Below are 19,264 nucleotides of genomic sequence, written 5' to 3' on the forward strand. Positions count from 1 at the left end.
CTATTCAAGTTTTGGTAAGCTGAGAACATCACAAAACAGCCATCGCACTCCCTCTCGATGGCTATTCATCAGCAATAGCCACCTGCTATCCCTGCCATACATTTCAAGTTAGAAACAGAAATCTGGCGAGAATCATCGCGTTATCTATACTTTCGATTGGAACATCAATTGTCATCGAAAGGAATCACGCATGCGAACAATCACTACGCTCGGCCTGTTTTCAGTTTTACTGCCCTTCTCTGCGATTTCAGGAGAAAACATCACTTACCAAGTCGATGGTATGGATTACGAAGGTTATTGGAGTGAGGCCAGAGACCAAGCGCCTTTGGTGCTGCTAATCCACGATTGGGATGGCTTAACTGATTACGAAAAGAAACGTTCTGAGATGCTCAACGAACTCGGTTACAACGTGTTCGCCATCGACCTATTTGGTAAAGGCATTCGCCCGACCGAAGTGAAAGACAAAAAACAACACACAGGCGAGTTGTATAAAGACAGAGAAAAAATGCGTGCACTACTTAATGCGGGAGCAATGGAAGCGAAAAGGCTTGGTGGTAACTTAGATAACAACGTGATGATGGGTTACTGCTTTGGCGGCGCTGCCGTTTTAGAAGCCGCTCGTGCTGGCATCCCATCGAAAGCTTATGTGACCTTCCATGGCGGTTTATCGACACCAAAAGGACAAGACTACTCTGAGACAAAAGCTCCGGTTGTCGTGTTCCATGGCACAGCAGATTCTATGATTACAATGAAAGATTTTGGCAGCCTTGCCGCTCAACTTGAAACAACCAAGGTTCCGCATGAAATGATCACCTACAGTGGTGCGCCACATGCCTTTACCGTATTCGGCTCAAACAACTACCAACAAGAAGCTGACCAAAAATCCTGGGATAGATTTACCCATGTGCTAGAAACCACCACCAGATAACTTTCGACACCCACCCAGAAAAAACAACCCCATTCTAAAATTTAAGAATGGGGTTACTTTCACCATCATTACATCATGTTGTTACAAATAACGATGAATACTCAAGTCATCTGTTTTGATATCACTTGAAGAACCACTGACTATGCCTGCCAAGATCTTCCCTGAACCACACGCCATCGTCCAACCTAATGTTCCATGGCCCGTATTGGTAAATAAGTTCTTAATCGGAGTCTTGCCGATAATAGGAGTGCCATCTGGCGTCATTGGTCTTAGCCCAGTCCAGTATTCAGCCTTAGAAAAGTCACCCGCTTGTGGAAAGAGATCTTTGACCACCATATCAATCGTGGCTTTACGTTTTTCAGGAATAAGATAATCAAAACCAGCAAGCTCTGCCGTTCCTGCAATACGAATCCGGTCATCAAAACGCGTCATCGCTACTTTGTAGGTTTCATCCATTACAGTAGAGGTTGGTGACTTATCTGCATTCACGATCGGTAGTGTTAGCGAGTACCCTTTCACTGGATAAACAGGAATAGACAGGTCAACTTGCTTCAACAAGTCTCGAGAATAGCTTCCTGAAGCGACCACGTAAGCGTCCGCTTTGAATTCACCTTGAGTCGTAGTAATACTCTCAATGTTTTGATTCTGATGATTCAAACTTACCACTTCAGTATCAAACACGAACCTAACACCGAGTTGCTTGGCTTTCTCAGTCAAGGTTAAACAGAACTGATGGCAATCACCGGTTTCATCATGTGGTAAATACAGGCCGCCAACCAGCTTATCTTTCACATCTGATAAACCTGGTTCAATGGATAGGCATTGCTCAACATCAAACAACGAGTGCTCAATTCCACTTTCTTTAAGCAGCTTCATATCTTGCTGAATGAAATCCAATTGCTTCTCGCTTCGAAACACTTGCAACGTCCCTTTCTGCCTACCTTCATAAGCCAATTGCTCACTGGTTCTTAGCTCAGTCAGACAATCTCGGCTGTAGTTTGCGACTCTCAACATCCGTGATTTGTTCTGTGCGTACTTGGCTTCATTGCAGTTGGCGAGCATCTTCGTCGCCCAAGAAACTAACTCAGGAGAAAGCGAAGGCTTTACTTTAAGAGGGGCATGTTCTTGGGTTAACCATTTCATCGCTTTCAAAGGGATACCAGGCGCCGCCCATGGTGAAGAATAGCCATAAGAAATTTGCCCTGCATTCGCAAAGCTGGTTTCTTTGCCACTGCTATCTTGACGATCAATAACCGTGACCGAGTGACCTTCTTTTGCCAGATACCAAGCACTGGTCAATCCAATAACACCGCTGCCAATTACAATAACTTCCATTCTCTTCCCCTAATGCCCGACAAAGCCAAAACCAGCCGAACACAGCTGTCAGTCTAAAACTCGTTTCGTTAATGGTTTGTAACTTATTCCGCACATGTTGACTTAACAATAGAGAGAGCGTTGACAAAAACTCAATTCGACTTAAAAACGAATTCGGCAGTTTGGAACTGTGATATTGGCGGTATTTGGGAGCTTGGGAGCTTGGGAGCTTGGGAGGGATCGTTACATAAATCTACAATGCCTAGATATTGTAAGCGTCATGACTCAAGAAAGTGGCGTTTTCCAGTAAGAAATCCAACAAGGTTTCAGCCTGTAACGTAAGTGCGCGACCTTTCAAAGATTGAACCTTAACCGTCGCCTTCGATAGCATCTCCAACTCGGTCGCAACCACTTCGATCTGCCCTGACTTGATCTCATCGATCACGCTGAGTTTGGGCATAAAGGTTACGCCCAACCCTGCTGAAACAAAGTTAGTCAGTGCGGTTACCGAATTAGTTTGAAGTTTTGGCTGCAAGGTAAGATGGGAAATTTGTTCGGCCTGCTTTACCAGTCTCCCCATGCCGGTCGAATTATCGATTAAGGCGAGAGAAGCGTCTTGAATATCTTGCATTACCACAGGCGATTCTTTCATCGTAAGGAAGTGTCCTTTCGGAGCAATCAATTCGAGCGGATGGCTGCGTTCAACGTGAGAGTGCAGTTTAGGATGTGGAACAGAAGCATAGGTTATCGCAAAATCTATCTGTTGATCTTCCAACATCTTGACAGCGTCCAATGCCCCAGCAATCTCAATAGAAAGGTTGATATCAGGATAACGAGTCATGAAGGTTTGCATCGGCTTTGACACCAAGTTGGTAATAAATCCTTCACCGATGGCAATGCTGACATTGCCTCCTTTGAGGTTTTTAAGCTTGGTTAGTCGAGCAAGTACTGCGGCCTCTCCCCGAACAATGGAACGGTAGTAATTCAGCAGTTCATTACCCGCTTCAGTTAACAGTGATTGGCGGTTGTTGCGCTCCCATACTTTCATTTCCGCTTGCGCTTCTAACTGTGTCAGCATTCTACTCATCGCGGCAGGGTCAACGTTCATCATCTTAGATGCTTTACGTAACGACCCATATTTTGATAACGCGTTTAAGTACTCGAGAGCACGGATATTAAAGTGGTGCATTCAACTTCCTTGTGATTCGACTGACACTGAATCAAGCGTCTCACAAATTTACTGCGAACATGTATCCCAATTTATCAAGATCGTGTTTGCACTTACTAACTTGTGCACCGAGTCACTTCAAGCCTGCACATCAACCGTTGATACACGTAGTACCGTTTACTCTAGACACAGCACTACTTTTATTAAACTGATTTCAAGGTACCCGGTATTGTCAACAAACAGTTTAAACGCTGAGTACTAGGTTCGGTCGAATCAAGTCATAGACATAATCAAGGTCATCATTGAGTTGAAACTGATTGTTGATGATGCCACCAGCCATGTGAGAATGCCCACCTCCAAAACCGATCTCTTTATCGTTCAGTGCCCTTTTAACTATATTGGCGACATTGTTATTGGAACACTCTGAACGAAGAGAGATAAAGGTTTTCTCATTACTCTTCGCAGTGAGCACTACGATATCAAGCTCATCAACACTTAATAGAAAATCACCTAATACACCGAGCATATTTTTAGGACAACCTTCAGGAAGCACCGCAAATGCTGCATTTTTTTCACGGCGTAAGTTAGTAAGCATTGAATTGAAAAGTTGCAATTCGTGGAACTCGACCTGATTACGACAAATCTTGTTGACCATGGCATTGTCTGCCCTCTCTTGAAGGTATAGCAGTGCTTTTAGATCAGCCGCCCCTACAGCCCGAGTAAAGTTAGCGGTATCAAAGCTCAAACCGACCAATAGTGCTGTTGCAACTTTTTGTGGCATCTGCAAAGAAAAATAGCAGTAATACTCGACCATCATGGTTGCTGTTGCGCCATAATTTGCTCGCACATCTGAGTACCATACAAAATCAGGTACTTTGACTTGGTGGTGATCAATCACTGCGACTTCTAAACCTGGAACGTCAGTAACGTTCTTTTCACCGATACAGCCATCAACAACAATAATCTTGTCGTCAGGTTGTAGCTTCAAGTCTTTTGGTTCATAGATTGGAATCTCCAACCAATCAATTAGGTTCCTAAGTGACACTCTATCGATGTAACCATGAAAGGTAATAAATGGATGAAAGCCTTTCTTTTTTAATAGATAAGCCAGAGCGTACGCCGAAGACAATGCATCATGGTCTGGGAAGTCATGAGCTTGGACAATCACTCTTTTATTTACTTTCAGCTTATCTAGAAAAGCTTCAAATTCAATATTTGCCATTTCGAAATCACTCATTGAAAATCAGCCTCCAAAGAGACTAGAGAAAAAATAAGAAGTTCTAAATCTTATGAATTAATCGGTACTCAGTATTAGACAGAACCGCTTCTTCTAAAGCTCCCACACCTAACGTGCTGTACCCATAAAAATTTGGCTTTGCGTTGCTACGCAAAGACTGAACACTTTCTACGATGTTCTCATCCATTGTCAATGCATCCACCACTTCCGAAAGAAGCTTCCTATTATCTTGTGACATCGGAGAAATAAACTCGCTTGCACCACTGATTGATGAATATAAATAGCCAAATTCGCCACCATTATTCTCTTCAATGTAGTAGTTGCCTGTTCTTGCAAACGACGCACGGATCTCGTTAACACTCTCAATTGAGCTAAACGTCTGAGAAAAGAACTCCGAGCCACCAGCATGCTCTAGAGTTTCCGGGGCGAAGCCTTCATTTGGGAAAACAAGATAAGCAACGATCGCATTGTCTCGGGTAATTGCAGAAAGAATGAAGTTATCGTCTTGGTAATACTTAATGACGTCATTCGTTGAAGCGCGTTTGATATAGACAGGCGCACCAAAAGTTTGATCCAAAGCTTCAGCGGATGAACGAATATATATTCTCTCTAGCTTTCTATGTGATGGAATGTCTGTCATTTGAGATAAGCCGAAATCAAACATTTTCTCCAGCGCATCAAAACTGTCATTGAAGCCACCCAAAGCAATGGAAATAACCGACACTAGACCAATAGTGCGAGCTATCCCGCCCTTCTGCTGCTCTTCCAACAAAGACTCTTGGGTATCTTGAAGTTCTTGTAACTCTTCCTGAATATCTTTTTGAATATCCTTGTTTTGCTCTTCAAACATTTTTAGCCTTTGATCTCATCGATTTTGTCCATTAACGCATCTGTACCGTCTTCAGCCTTCTCTTGTACTCGCTCAAACGCATCGGTATCCATGATATCTTCAATTTCGTCGCTGTAATTAAGGCCTAGGTAAATACCAATAGCGATGAAAAATAAAGCGAAAATCTTAAACATATTTAATCTCACCTCTTCAAAAAGTTAAAGCACATGCTTTTCGCAAGTGCTTCAAAAAGCTTTACTTATATAATGCAATACGGCTGTTCACTTTCTTCAAGTAATTTTTCGTTTCATCGTATGGCAACTTCGCAACTAGGTGGTTATACACCTCTTGTGGAGTCATTTTGTTGATCACTTTGGATGCTTTGCCGATACTCGTTGAGCGATCTTTGTTGAATGCCCGGGCAACGTTACCAGCGCCAGTGTTATAAGCCGCAATCACACAGTACAAACGACTTTCATCATTCTCAATCTTACGCAGATACTTACTGTTTAGGATATCCAAATAAGCGGTACCGGTTTCAACATTGATGACAGGCTGATACAAGTCCGAAACCTTCATTGGCGCATCGATATTGCGAACTTGTTTGTTCACGTCATGCCCCGCACTGGTTGGTACCACTTGCATCAAACCAAACGCCGGTACGTGTGATTTAGCATCAGGGCGAAAAGCGGATTCAGAATGCATAATTGCCATAATCAGTGCTGCATCTATTTCCCAGTTTTTACTTTCTTTCTCAGCTAAAGAACTGTACTTGCTTGCACGCGCTTTTAAGCTGTTTTCAGGAAGTTTAACTTTGTAGGTGACCACCTTTTTAGGTTTCACTGGCGTAGCAGCCACTTCCACTACAGGCTTAGGTTTCACAGCGTGAGTTTCAGGTGCTTTTTCAGCTGCGTCCTCTACGGTCATTTGAACCACTTTCGAAGGTTGCTTTGGTTCTGCAACTGGCTCTGATTTCACGACTTCCTTAGGAGATTCTACTTTTTCAACCAGTTCAACGATTTCAACCTGAGGTTCTAGTCGTGTTACTTCAATTCCGTGTTTAGCACGCATTTCATCGTACAGCTTAGTTTGTGCTGCAATACGCTGTTGCGCTTTGCTCAGGAGTGCCAGTTTTTTGTTGTGAGCACGCTGATAAATGAATGAATCTGGAATGCCCGTGTTTGATTGAATAAGACGCTCAGCTTGAACATCAAGCTCATTCATTTGACTTTGCGTCTGTTCGATTACAAAGTCCTTTTCTTCTTGCTCTTTTTCCCAAGAGTACAAAACCTCGTGGTCTTGAGCTTTCAAGTCTGATAGCTCTACCACTTGCCCTGCAACTTCTACCGGGATTCCCTTTACAAGATCATCAATCTCTTCTGCACTGCTGTCTTTATCAACTAAAACAGAAACGGTCGCCGTATTATTTTCATAATCCACAGCGGTTTTAACTTGATCACCTTGGGAGTATTCAACTTGTGTGGTTTGAGAAGAAACCTCCCCTTCACCCCACGCTTTAATAAGGTCTGTACGACGTTCATCAAGCTGATTGGTGTATTCGTCACGCCATTGTTCATACTCATCCAAATACGCATTTACATAAGCATGGAACTCTTTGAGCCTTTCTTCTTGGGATTGACTGGCATTAACCACTGCATTGTTTAACTGCTGTTTTTGGTTATCTGACACCGCAAGCGTAGGGAAACTAATTGCTGCTGAGATTGCGATAGCTAACCCTGTTTTGGTGATCGTTTTATACATAACTAACTCCGAGATTGCATTGTCTCGTCCTAAAATACATAGAACAAAAGGCCACTCAATCGGCGGCCTTTTCACTTTAACTAATCGTCATACCACGATTATTTTTTCAAAGCATCGAATGCCGCTGCAAGATCTGTAGCTGCTTTCTCGTTGTTGAATTGATCCCAAAGTGCAGAATCTTCACCACCGACTTCGTCGATAACCTTATTCATGTTCGCATCATAAGCCGCTTGGTCCATGCCAACTAGAACGTACAACCCACCAGTAGGGCTAGCTTGACTTACAATGACACGGCTATTTGTGAGCGTTTTGTTCACTACGGACTTAGTGATATTTTCAAACGTCTCTTTAACTTCTTCTGTTACTAACGTTAAACCTTCAGCAGAAGAGGTTGATGTTACGCCCTCTGTCGCAGCTTGGAATAAGTTGCTTACGTCAGTTTCGAATTCAGCAGCAAGGTTTACACGCGCATCATTTACAGCAATCTTGCGCATAACACTCATACCCGCAGCGCTTTTCTTCGCGTATCCCTTAGCCGCAGTAGCGATGTCAGTAGGAATCACATCACAGATCCAGCCCGGAGCCGATACGGTAGGTGCATCAGGGAAGGTACAAGGCGCAAAGTTTTGCGTTTCCTTAACAGTCGCGTTGTTGCTCTGACAGCCAGCTAGAACCGTCACTAACGATGTAGCAATAAGTAATTTTTTCATAGGTTATATTACTTCCTTAGCGGCCATTTCAGCTTTTTTAAGTTGGCATGGAATATCAGAAAAATCGCACTCAAGACTTGATGCGTCTACTTTACCCATCGTGCCTTTTTTCATTTTTAGTGAGACTTCTTCGTCAATCACAACCCAAGAGTACTTGTCGGTCACCGCATTAACTTCGTTGTTTACAACGTAGCCTTCACCGATTGGGAAAATTTCAGTTTCGCCTTCCATCGATTTCATTGCATTTGAAAACAGAATATCTGTACCCGGTTTAATTTTCTTTTGTTTGCCCATTGCAACACGTACTTGAGTCCCAGCTGCACACTGGCGCATCTCTAAAACCGGAGCACTTGCCGCCAACATTTTGCCCAAGTCAGTAGAATACTCTACGGCTTCTGCAGCCGCTTTCGCAGCCATTGCGCCGTAACCTGATTCACTTACCGGGCAACGAGAATTGCTGGTCTCTGAAGACGAGTAAAAATCGCCTTCAAGTTTAATGCGCTTCATCACTTCCATGCTTGGTAACGCCACTACTTTCGCAATCGCTTCTACATCAAAATCATAACTGCATGACGCTGGAACAACCTTAGTTTCACCTTCATCATTCTCGTAAGTACGACGCTCACTGAATGACGTGCTTAGGTCGGCACTGGTAATTTCCGTGATGATTGCATAATCAGCAATTGGAACGCCTTTGCTGCTTAGGCGACCACTCTGCTCTGCTAGTTTAATTTCGCTTTTTGCTTTGTTGGCAATTTTACGGTCAACAAGGTTTGCACCGGTTTCATCGATTTGAGTTTCTAATGCATTTCGCATTGCTGCCTGCATCTTTTTCGATGCCGAATTTTTGAACTCAAGGTCAACTGGAAGAACAACCACCTTAGTATCGTCTGAAGAAGGCAACTGAATGTCAGCGGCTTCGATTTCTACGCGTGTATCAGGCGTACATACTTCACTCACTGACGCACAACCAGACAAAGTTGCCAGTACAGCGCTAGCCATTAACGTTTTCTTTAACATTTATTCGCTCCGAACATGTTTGTTTTATTTTATTTTTTTAGAATCTGGAGTTTGCTATTTGATTAAACCTAGCGCTGCCCAAATCCCTTTTTCTTTTACTTGCTCATCGAAATGGCGAGCAGCCCCTTCGTCGGCATATGTGTAATTAGTGACAGAATTACCCGTAGAAATAATTTCACTGCGAGATACTGTTTTCGAATTCATGTTGACAACTTTGATATTCGAAACCAGTGTTGAAATAAATGCATCACCTACTTTATTTCTTCGTCGCTCTGAATCCACCTTCAGAATATGTGTTTGGTTCTTTTTCTTAGATGTCGATGTGGCAATATTAAATACAGAAAGTTGGTTGCCTAATAACTGGACGGCCTTGCTCGACTCTCGATCAGACGAAAGGCGAATATTGATCTCACTGCTTACTTTTTGATGAGTAACAACCAGTTGTTCAATTGAACTGATGTCAGCTTGATAGGTCGGGTTTAAAGGCGACAACATCGCAATACGCACTGATGCATCCTGCTGCGTTTGATGTGCGTTACGGTTATCCAGCCACCAAAGCAGTTTATCTTCATGTTTTAGGGCTGCGATTTCTCTCTGTGCTTTGCGGTTAATATCTTGAATTTCACGTATTAACTGCTGAGTCACTAAATTCTTCTTTATTTTAACTTCGACAAATGCCCCGAGAGCGTTCTCTTCCATCTGTACATATTCAATACCATTAAGGGTCAATGATTCGGTTTTCGTATTTACTTTGTTGTCTACTAAGCTATTTGAAAACCCGGTACCATTCGTGTCACGCGCGGTTTCACGCATATAAAAAGAAGATTCAACTTGAGTCCAAAGCTTCTCATTAATATTGTTCACTGCAATTTTTTTTGCGTGAGACAGAGTTCTTGCCTGTGCCACCGCATAGATATACTCGTTAGTATCTGCTTGAGGTTTCGAATACCAAGTTGGCTTAGTTGACTGACAGCCAGTGGTAAAAGCGATCCCAAAAAACACAAAAAGTACAAGGATTTTTTTTATATTTGTAAACATATGGCATCAAGGTCTAATAAATTTGCCGGCATGTTATATCTTCATTTAATAACATTCAAATTACCACACCAGCAGAATGGTTAATTTTCGATCAAAAATTTATGATGTTAATTTTTTCTCTGTTCAATTAACACTCACCAAGAAACGCAAATGACAAAAGCAACAATATAACCAACTGTTTAAATTGACTTAATCTTTTAATCAGAAAACAAAAAAAACCGTAAAATTTAATTTATTATATTTTTTATAAGTGTGATAAAAATCATAATAAGTAGATGTACGGTTGAAAAATAAACTATTTCAACGCCCATCACAAAGAAACCATAACAATAAACTAATTGAAATTTTTATACTAAAAGCTTAATTTGTGTTTATTATTTACACTGAAAACAATCAAAGTTTTTAATTAATTTAGAATAAAAAACAAAAATCGAAGATATTATAAATATGATCGTAAGAGATTTTCCTCACGAAAAGTCAACCTTATTTATAATATTACAACTACAAAAAAGAATAGAGAGGAAGAAGCGGTCAGCATGAAAATATAAGGTTTAATAAATACGATATTCTCAAAAATTAGTAGACAAAAGATACAGATTGATAGAAAAATATGGCGTATTTTCGAGCTAGTCACCCAAGAATCAAAGAGCTCACTCAATCGAGCAAGCTACTGAGAGTTGTCTCTAGTTAATGACAAGAAAGTACTAGGAAGTCACTACATCCCAACAAAAAAGCTAATCACCAACGCATTAATCAAATCAACAAAGAATCCACACACTAATGGCACCACAATAAACGCTTGTGGGCTTGCGCCATAGCGGTGAGTTACCGCGGTCATATTAACAATTGCAGTTGCTGTCGAGCCAAGGGTGATACCACCGAAGCCTGAACATATCACCACAGAATCATAGTTTCGCCCCATTAGGTAATAAACGACGAATATCGTAAACAGCAGTGAAAGCAGGATCTGGATACTCATGACAACAGAGATATAGCCAAACAGTCCATCGAGATCCCAGATACGCAGCCCCATCAAGGCCATGGTCAAGAACATACCTAAACAGATGTCAGAGATCATCGCTAAGCCTTTGCGGCCTTGAGCAATTTTCTCTTGTGTACGGCGCTTCTTGAACAATGCTCGACCAATATTTCCTATGAGGATACCGGCAATTAAGCAGCTTACGAATAACGGCAGTTTTAAGCCCATCGAATCGATAACTTCGCTCAAGCTGTAACCGAGCATCAGTGTTAAGTTGAGAATCAACCACGCCCACAAGACACCGTAATGGCTCAATTCAGTGCGAGTTTCACTTTCTTGGTATGCACCAACTGTCACTTCTTCTTCATTGGATGGACTCACTTTGTGCTTGTTTAGTAGGTAGTTGGCAATTGGACCACCAATCACACACGCCGCTATCAAACCAACCGTATTTGACGCCACACCTAGCTCTAGCGCGTTAGCGATACCAAACTCTTCCACAAACGTTGGCGCCCACGCTAACGTTGTACCTACGCCACCGATTAAGCTAACAGAGCCCGATAACAAACCAGCTTTAGGATCCATTCCAAAGCCAGAAGCTACTGCCATCCCTACCACGTTTTGCAGAACGATAAAGACGGCAGCAAGAAACAATAGAATGAACAACGGTCGCCCACCCTTAATCAGTGTCTTAATATCCGCTTGGAGTCCGATACCAGCAAAAAAGTAGAGAAGTAAAAAGTCTCTTACATCTAGGCTAAAGGTGATTTGGATTTCAAAAATATAGTAAAGCGCCGCTACGGTCGCAGCACAAACAAAGCCACCAATCACAGGCTCTGGTAGTGAATACTTTCTTAATACTTCAGATCGTTCAATCAAACCTTTACCGATAAACAGTAACGAAATCGCGATAGTAAAAGAGAGCATTGGAGAAACTAGGGTTTCTGTCATGGGGTAATGAATTCCTAATAGTTAGATTATTAATAATATTTCGTACTATTAATAATCTAGATTCATACCAAAAGATCAAGCGTTTATCGATGATAAAAACACCAAATATGGTTCAGTCTGCGACGCCATTAATAGAGGAAATAACTATAAAGAAATGATTAAAGGAACTGATACTAGGGATGGATGTAGATGACGTGAAATATAGGGGCTCTAAAACGAGAAAACCCCAGCATTTCTGCTAGGGTTTTGAATAGTGGTGGAAGGATGGGGATTTGAACCCCAGATACGCTATAAACGTATACTCGCTTTCCAGGCGAGCGCCTTAAGCCACTCAGCCATCCTTCCACAAATTGTGTGTTGAGCTTGTCACTCAACGAGGCGCTACTTTATTGATTCTGCTTGCTTTGGTCAAGGGGCTTTGTCAAAAAAAGTGCCTTTTTCAGTTTGTTCGATTACAAATTAACTCATTAGATCAAAAACAAACCAAATTTCATTCTTTCGCTGCACTTACGCTTGTTGCTTTTCTTAAGCTTGTTGATAGTAGCCCGGAACTCGAAACCATTTACGGCACATATCTAGGAAGTAGCCATAAAGTACCCCCATACCACACGAGATAACCGCATTACTGGTTACAGCCGTAACGATCTGGTCGCTTGAAGCACCCACCGCCAATAAAATACCGGCATACACAGGCGACTGGAACAACACGTAAGCTAAAAGGTCAGAAATATTCTTCATCAACGAACTTTGTGAAAACTTTGCACCATTACGTAAAAACCAATCACGAAAAAGACCATAAGGCCAAGCAATAGCAATGTTCACTGGGATAGATAACGTTCGAGAAGCGAGAGACTGCTCAAATGTCATACCAGAAATAAACACTTCTACGATCATGCCTGAAATAAAACAGAAAACGACCATAGCAAATGTATCCGCAGCTGCGTTTCGAATACAAAATGGACCACGAGACTTCATCGACGCAAAACCTAAAATATATCACTGCCTATTGAGTGAATTAGTAACATATAAACAAGGTGCATTTACACCCTACCAGATAATGTCGCTATTAAATCATAAGATTAGCAGTCATACATTCCAAATTAAAAATCAAGTTGTAAATTAACAACCAAAAACCTATTCAAAAGCAGTAGCTTCCACCAAAAAATCAAACCAAGGTCAAATATTAGACAATTCGTCATTTACTTACCGTAATTAAACAACATTTAAGCCATCGGTAGATTTACGGTAATGATATTAATGACATCTTGTGTAGGTGGTGATCCTAAAGAAACCTGCTCTAGCGCTTTATCGACTTGTTCAGTAAGTTCAGCGTTGTTCATAGGTTCAACGTGGACACGTAGACTCTCTAGTGCAAATTGAATCAGTTCTAGGTTGTTGTCTTCTAGCGCCACATACAGCGTCACCAATAGCTCTTCGGTGTTATCTTTATTTCGCAGATCAGGTTTAGGCAGTGACTCGCTTTTACTTTTCGAGTCGTGTTTTTTTACATCTTGGCTTTCGAGAGCATCCGCTTTTACTTCATGGTATTGGTATAGCTTATTTGAATAACGGAACAAGGCGTCATCCAGTTCACGCTCATCAATCGGCTTAGCGATAATGTAGTCCACACCCGCCCCTAGCATACGTTCGCGAGTCTCTTTAAAGACATCAGCCGTACAACCAAATACCAGTACCGATGACACATCACCTATCAAAGCACGAATCGCAGTGGTTGATTCAACGCCATCCATCACAGGCATATGGTTATCCATGAGTACCAAATCAAAGCGCTCGGCAACCACAGCTTGTATTGCAAGTTCACCATTTTCGACGCTCTTACAAGTGAAACCTTTGCTGCTCATGAAGGTTTCAATGATCACCGTATTCGTTCGGTTATCCTCGACAATCAATACTTTTAAGCCTGAGTAGTCCAACTTCTTATGTGGCAAGCTCTCTATCTCGCCAGGCTGGCATGGCTGAATCTTCAAGCGAACATCAAAGCTCGTGCCTATCCCTTCTTCACTGGTGACGGTAATACTGCCATCCATGAGTTGGGCAATTTTCTTCACTATCGCTAAGCCAAGGCCTGTACCGCCAAAACGCCTTGTTGTGGAAGACTCCGCTTGTTCGAAAGGTTTGAAAATACGCTTTTGAGCTTCCTTAGAAATACCAATTCCGGTGTCGCGAACTCGAATACTAAGATAGGTGTCACTCCCCTCTATGACTTCTTTCAAGTACACCTCGACAAAGCCTCTGGACGTAAACTTCACCGCGTTGTTCAAAAGATTAAACAAGATTTGTCGTAGACGTGCTTTATCTGAGAAGTACCAACGACCCGAAGGCACCTCAGAGTAGACTTTGAATTGAAGTCCTTTCTCTGAAGAGAGTGTGAAGTAGACACTGTTGATACTGCCGATGATCGAATCGAGTGGGAAGCGAGTCTCATCAAGATCCAGCCTTCCCTGCTCGATCTTCGAAAAGTCTAAGATTTCGTTAAGTAAGGTCATCATGTGATCACCAGACTCATACAAACTCTTAAGATGCTTCTCTTGTTCAGAATTTAGAGGCGTTTTTAATAGGATCTGAGCAGTACCCAATACCCCATTCATAGGGGTACGAATTTCATGTGACAGGGTCGCAAGGAAAGCGGTTTTTGCATTGGTGGATGCCTGAGCTTTAACCTTTTCCGCTTCAAGATAAATGGTCTTTTCGTTGAACGTTTTAATCAAATGGCCGATTTCATCATCACTCGAGTAATCCACATCAATGATTTCGCCCGCTTTGGAGCTATCAACCTGCGCGGCAATCGTTGTAATTGGACTAATCAAATAACGGTTCAATAAGTAATAGCCCGCCATCACACAAAGTAGCAATAGCGGAACAATACCGCCCTCAATACTCATCACCTGACGAAATACTTCGTCTGCTACACGTGACTTAGAATTAACTACATCCACTTGCCAACCGAAATCACCAAATTGATTGCTACTGATGTAGATCCCTTCAACGAGATTGAAGTTATGCGAAACTAACACTTGATTGAGTTTATCTCTGAGCATAATGCCAAGATTGTATTCTTCGGCATGGTTCTTAATAAAGCCAAGCAGCTCTTCGAGCGAGAGATCCACCGTGGCAACACCTGCAAAAATGCCGTCGTAATAATAAGGGGAAGACGCCGTAATCATTCGAACGTGTGTGTATGGGTCGATATAGACATCGCTCCAAGAGATCGTTCCTTGTTCTTTGTTTACTACAGAGGTGTACCAATACTCTTCTTGATAAGGGGTATTTTTAGGATTGTTATAAGAAAACAGCTGATCAATTTTTCCATCGTCGGCTTTATTGAAAAAGTGGCTGTTAAGAAGCTTTTTAGGGTCAAGCGCATAAGGTTCAGGCCAAATTCCAGCACTGACGATCGTATCGTCGCTCGCCGCCAACATGAATTTAAAGAGCGGAATAACATCATCACCGTTACGATGCGCTTGCGCAAACCCAACGAGACTGTCTACAAAACCTTGAGAGCTGCTGAGCGGCTCTGTAATCAATGCGGATAAAAGTTGCGTACGCAAGTCGAGGTTTTGTTGTAATTTGGCGCGCACAGGGGATTCTACGACGTAATACGTCACACTACCGACAATGGCAATAAACATCGCAAGGTATAACCCAAGCGCTACCATACTTTTTTTCTTTAAAGACGACCGTATCTGCATAATTCTTTTATTGTTTTCTTTTCTGTTAAACCTAGTGTTTATCATCCATGACATCAAGCCTTTTTAGATTGAAGCTTGATTGGCACAAGTTCATTGGTACTATAAGCGCAAATATGTTCCCTTTTACGGTACCTCACTTTGACTTTACAAGATATTCTTGCGCTTCCAGAGTTGGAAGGAAAGCTAATCACAGAACACAAAACAATGGGCTTTGTCACTGCAATGGCAGCGGCACCTAATGTGTTAACCCCTCATGAGTGGCTACCGTTCTTATGGGGTGGCGAAGAAGTCGCGCCTTTTACGGATGGTGAGCAGCTAGAGAGCTACATTGAAGTTATCATCACGCTTTGGAATAAAACACGTCCTGAACTAATTGAAGGAACGTGGGTTTGGCCTGAAGCTTGCCAATTGGATGATGCAGAAGTGGTGAATACCGCTGCTCGCGATTTCTGTGAAGGCTTACTTCAAGGCTGGCAGATCGCCCGTGATGACTGGGAAACATTGATGCCTGAAGAGAGCGAAGACAACGCACTCGTAGGCGGTGTGTTGCTTTCACTGAGCATGCTTTACGATCCAGAAACGTCAATTGCGACACTTGCAGAGCAAGGCATCGAAGGCCTAGAGCAATTCGAAGAGATCTTTAACGCTGTTCCTGTAATGCTTTGCGGATTAACGCAGCGTGGTATTGCCCTGGCTGAAGCTCAATAAAAGTTAGCTTTATACATACCCAAAAGGCCTCACAATGAGGCCTTTTTTCGTTTTTGGACGAGATTAAAATAGTAGATCTAGAAGCCTTTCCAATCGAAGTCATCAATTCGCTCGTCGGCGATATAAAATAGTTTAGTACCGCTGCTGATAACTTGGTCTAGTTCTGGGTTAAGTTCAATACCCCCCCCCGTATCAATCGCGATCAGCGTTGCTTTGTACTTCTCTTTAAACACAGAGAAAATAGGCGCGACGGTGACAGGGTCGGCGTCTTCAGGGAAATACGTTGAATACTGTGTCATACCTCTTGTTGAGCTCAATAGCTCTTGATGAAGCGCACTTGAACCTGGGTCTACCGCAGCCTTTGCTAGCATCTCTGCACCCACAGCCGGAATACATTCAGAGTTTGGACAATGTTTGTGTAGCAGGTCGCTCAGCGCTTCATCTTTAAAATAAACCAGTAAGTGAGCTTTCGGATTTCGGTTAGCACAGTAAAGTGCTGCAGACAGGGTGATGTCGTCTTCTGGGTTATCAATCAGGATGCAACTCGCAGACTCAATACCCGTTTTCTCCATCTCTTTTCCATCGGTGTAGCTGTTTACTTTGACGAAATTGATTTCACCGGGTAACGGGTTTTCGATATCTGAACGAGTACATAATACGATTGGTCGCTTACCCGTTTCTTCGTGTTGCAGCATGCGGATGAGGTGAATAGTTCTTTGTTCATTCCACCCCAACATCAAAATGTGGTTTTCCACTCTAACTCTCCTTTTACCTAACAAGCCCGCTCGCCAATATTCAACACCTTCTGTTGCCACCTTACCCAGTAAAGCAGCGAAAAGGCTGAGCCCTCCAGGGATAACAAACAAAATAACAATCCATCGCCCCGCTTCCGTCGTCGGTGACAAATCGCCATAACCAACCGTAGAAGCCGTCACGACTAAATAGTATGCAAATGTAGTAAACGAGTTGGTTAAGTCCGTTTCACCCGCTAAATACAATGTCGACCACGATAAAAACACGTAGCCGAGGAAAGTAAACAGTAGGTTTTTACCATTCAAAACAAAGATATTCGCTTTGACCCAACGTTTGAGTTGTAACCAGATTATCATTAGAGCCTCTAATCCATTTCTCTTAGTTACATGCTAGAAAAAATAAATGATATCAACAAGATGTATCTTAAGAAAAAGGCACATGAGCCCAAAATAATGCCAATAGTCCACATTTAGGTACAAAAAGACTTAGAAATATCTACAAACAATTTCTGGAGTTAATCAAGCTTGGCGAGGTTCGCGTACCAATGTATAAACTTTACCTTGCTTAAAAAAGAAATACACACATAGATTTAGTGCTTCGCCAAACGCCTTTTCTCCGCGCTCACACAGTTTAAAATGTGCCTCGCCTTTATCCATATCAACACTCATTAGCTTTGAGTCGCTGAACTCTAAGTAAGTCTTAACATGGGGGTAGATGGCTTTAAAAATACTTTCCTTAGCAGAGAACACTAAGGTGACAAACCATTGGATGGGAAGGTGAGTCCTGGCTAAGTGCTTTATTTCTTGAGGGCTAACAAACATAGGCATGAGTGACATAACCTGGTTTTCGTTGATGAGCTCTTCAACATCCAAACCAACAAGGCTCACGTCACTTAATGAACTGACCGTCGCTACCGCTAGATCATCGGTATGAGAAATGCTTCCAATCCAACCCTCGGGCCAAACCGGTGATCGGTGTTCACCGATGGGCACTTCGAGGCAATCACACCCTTCAATGCGTAATGCGTGCAATGCCGCCCTGCGACCGGCAATAAACTCTGCTTTTCGTTTAGTTACTGCACGCTTCATTTCATTTGGCAACGCGACGTCAAGTTCTTGAAAAAGGCAATCTGTATACCTTTGTCGTTCAAAGTGGTACTGCCAAACCTTAATATTTTGCGAGCCAAAGGTGAGCAATTGCAAACCTGACAAAAAAGTCATACGAGTTACTTCCCCAGAGGCACAATCAATGGAGTATGACTTACAGGATCATCAATAATAACGCTATCTAAGCCAAATACTTGCTTAACGAGTTTGGCGTCAATTAAAGACTTAGGTTCGCCTTGCGCGACAATTTCTCCACCAGCAAATGCAATCAGGTGATCCGCGTAACGACAGGCTTGATTCAAATCATGCAGCACGGCAACGATAGTATGTTTTTTTTCTCTATTGAGGCTACGGAACAACTCCAACAAATCGATCTGGTGTGCGACGTCCAAATAAGTTGTTGGCTCATCAAGTAATACTATCGGTGTCTTTTGCGCTAATACCATGGCGATCCAAACTCGTTGTTTCTGACCTCCAGAGAGTTCATCGACCTGCCTCTCGGCCAAATCGGTGACACCAGTATCTTCCATCGCTTGAAAGACCGCCTCTTGATCATCTAAGCTCCACTGCTTAAACAGCTTTTGATGCGGGTAACGACCTCTTGCCACTAAATCAACGACTCGAATCCCTTCAGGAGCTTGTGAGCTTTGCGGCAGTAACCCTAACTCTCTCGCCAACTCTTTAGCTGGCACCTTTTGAATATTCTGACCATCAAGACAAATTTTACCTTGAGAAGGTTTCAACAAGCGGCACAAGCTTCTCAATAAAGTAGACTTTCCGCACCCGTTGGGTCCGACAATGACCGTAAATTTACCTTCAGGAATATGAAGTTCGAGATTTTCACAAATAACGCGATTCTCGTATGCAAGTTTAAGGTTATTTCCGTTTAGTCGAGAGGTAATGTTGGATTTAACCGGTGTCGATAGGCTCATAAACTTCTGATTCATTTAAGTTAAACAATATCCCCTAAGTAACCTTTAGCTATTTGCTTATTTAGCCAATTAGCTGTTTGATTGCTTCACTCAATAGCTCTAGCTATTCAGTTACTTGGG

General features: G+C 42.4%; 17 protein-coding genes and 1 tRNA gene. 2 read left to right on the top strand and 16 right to left on the bottom strand.

Features of this window, described 5'->3' with window-relative positions:
- Positions 1-190: 190 nt before the first annotated feature.
- Positions 191-928, top strand: a complete 738-nt coding sequence (locus NX845_RS10365) for a dienelactone hydrolase family protein (RefSeq protein WP_065681557.1) — start codon at positions 191-193, stop codon at positions 926-928.
- Positions 929-1,009: 81 nt separating this feature from the next.
- On the opposite strand, the gene NX845_RS10370 is transcribed toward NX845_RS10365, so the two are convergent.
- The 13 genes from NX845_RS10370 to NX845_RS10430 all read right to left on the bottom strand — a co-directional run bounded on the left by NX845_RS10370 (position 1,010) and on the right by NX845_RS10430 (position 15,612).
- Positions 1,010-2,263, bottom strand: a complete 1,254-nt coding sequence (locus NX845_RS10370) for a D-amino acid dehydrogenase (RefSeq protein ID WP_260256805.1) — start codon at positions 2,261-2,263, stop codon at positions 1,010-1,012.
- Between the two features lie 241 nt (positions 2,264-2,504).
- On the bottom strand, positions 2,505-3,431 hold the full coding sequence (locus NX845_RS10375; protein ID WP_065681559.1) for a LysR family transcriptional regulator: 927 nt from the start codon (positions 3,429-3,431) through the stop codon (positions 2,505-2,507).
- 223 nt (positions 3,432-3,654) lie between these two features.
- Entirely contained in the window at positions 3,655-4,632 is a 978-nt protein-coding gene (locus NX845_RS10380) for a bifunctional oligoribonuclease/PAP phosphatase NrnA (protein WP_260256820.1), read from the bottom strand.
- 58 nt (positions 4,633-4,690) lie between these two features.
- Complete coding sequence (locus NX845_RS10385) at positions 4,691-5,497, bottom strand: ETEC_3214 domain-containing protein (protein WP_065681560.1); 807 nt, start codon at positions 5,495-5,497, stop codon at positions 4,691-4,693.
- Between the two features lie 2 nt (positions 5,498-5,499).
- Entirely contained in the window at positions 5,500-5,670 is a 171-nt protein-coding gene (locus tag NX845_RS10390; RefSeq protein ID WP_017093117.1) for a hypothetical protein, read from the bottom strand.
- A gap of 61 nt (positions 5,671-5,731) precedes the next feature.
- Positions 5,732-7,237: a transglycosylase SLT domain-containing protein gene (locus NX845_RS10395; RefSeq protein ID WP_065681561.1), complete on the bottom strand. Its 1,506-nt coding sequence runs from the start codon at positions 7,235-7,237 to the stop codon at positions 5,732-5,734.
- Between the two features lie 98 nt (positions 7,238-7,335).
- A complete protein-coding gene (locus NX845_RS10400; protein WP_065681562.1) occupies positions 7,336-7,947 on the bottom strand; it encodes a lipoprotein in 612 nt (203 codons plus the stop codon).
- 3 nt (positions 7,948-7,950) lie between these two features.
- Positions 7,951-8,967: a hypothetical protein gene (locus tag NX845_RS10405; RefSeq protein ID WP_241905657.1), complete on the bottom strand. Its 1,017-nt coding sequence runs from the start codon at positions 8,965-8,967 to the stop codon at positions 7,951-7,953.
- A gap of 54 nt (positions 8,968-9,021) precedes the next feature.
- Positions 9,022-10,005, bottom strand: coding sequence for an LPP20 family lipoprotein (locus NX845_RS10410; RefSeq protein ID WP_017094440.1), 984 nt, complete (start codon positions 10,003-10,005; stop codon positions 9,022-9,024).
- A 715-nt stretch (positions 10,006-10,720) separates the two neighbouring features.
- The gene (gene gltS / locus NX845_RS10415) at positions 10,721-11,935 is read right to left on the bottom strand and encodes a sodium/glutamate symporter (RefSeq protein ID WP_065681564.1); all 1,215 of its coding nucleotides are present in this window, start codon (positions 11,933-11,935) and stop codon (positions 10,721-10,723) included.
- Positions 11,936-12,189: 254 nt separating this feature from the next.
- Positions 12,190-12,280 (bottom strand) — tRNA-Ser (locus NX845_RS10420).
- Between the two features lie 180 nt (positions 12,281-12,460).
- Positions 12,461-12,910 carry an L-alanine exporter AlaE gene (locus NX845_RS10425; protein WP_017089573.1) on the bottom strand — a complete coding sequence of 150 codons (450 nt, stop codon included), beginning with the start codon at positions 12,908-12,910 and terminating at the stop codon, positions 12,461-12,463.
- Positions 12,911-13,158: 248 nt separating this feature from the next.
- A complete protein-coding gene (locus NX845_RS10430; RefSeq protein ID WP_065681565.1) occupies positions 13,159-15,612 on the bottom strand; it encodes a hybrid sensor histidine kinase/response regulator in 2,454 nt (817 codons plus the stop codon).
- A 171-nt stretch (positions 15,613-15,783) separates the two neighbouring features.
- On the opposite strand from NX845_RS10430, the gene NX845_RS10435 reads away from it, so the two are divergent.
- The gene (locus NX845_RS10435; RefSeq protein WP_017083925.1) at positions 15,784-16,353 is read left to right on the top strand and encodes a UPF0149 family protein; all 570 of its coding nucleotides are present in this window, start codon (positions 15,784-15,786) and stop codon (positions 16,351-16,353) included.
- Positions 16,354-16,430: 77 nt separating this feature from the next.
- On the opposite strand, the gene NX845_RS10440 is transcribed toward NX845_RS10435, so the two are convergent.
- The 3 genes from NX845_RS10440 to NX845_RS10450 all read right to left on the bottom strand — a co-directional run bounded on the left by NX845_RS10440 (position 16,431) and on the right by NX845_RS10450 (position 19,144).
- Positions 16,431-17,462, bottom strand: coding sequence for a potassium channel family protein (locus NX845_RS10440; RefSeq protein ID WP_065681566.1), 1,032 nt, complete (start codon positions 17,460-17,462; stop codon positions 16,431-16,433).
- 162 nt (positions 17,463-17,624) lie between these two features.
- Positions 17,625-18,326 (bottom strand): 4'-phosphopantetheinyl transferase, encoded by a 702-nt coding sequence (locus NX845_RS10445; RefSeq protein ID WP_065681567.1) that lies wholly within the window; start codon positions 18,324-18,326, stop codon positions 17,625-17,627.
- A 5-nt stretch (positions 18,327-18,331) separates the two neighbouring features.
- Positions 18,332-19,144, bottom strand: coding sequence for an ABC transporter ATP-binding protein (locus tag NX845_RS10450; protein WP_065681568.1), 813 nt, complete (start codon positions 19,142-19,144; stop codon positions 18,332-18,334).
- Positions 19,145-19,264: the final 120 nt, after the last annotated feature.

The sequence above is a fragment of the Vibrio sp. NC2 genome (genome assembly GCF_025195005.1).
Taxonomy (GTDB): domain Bacteria; phylum Pseudomonadota; class Gammaproteobacteria; order Enterobacterales; family Vibrionaceae; genus Vibrio; species Vibrio splendidus.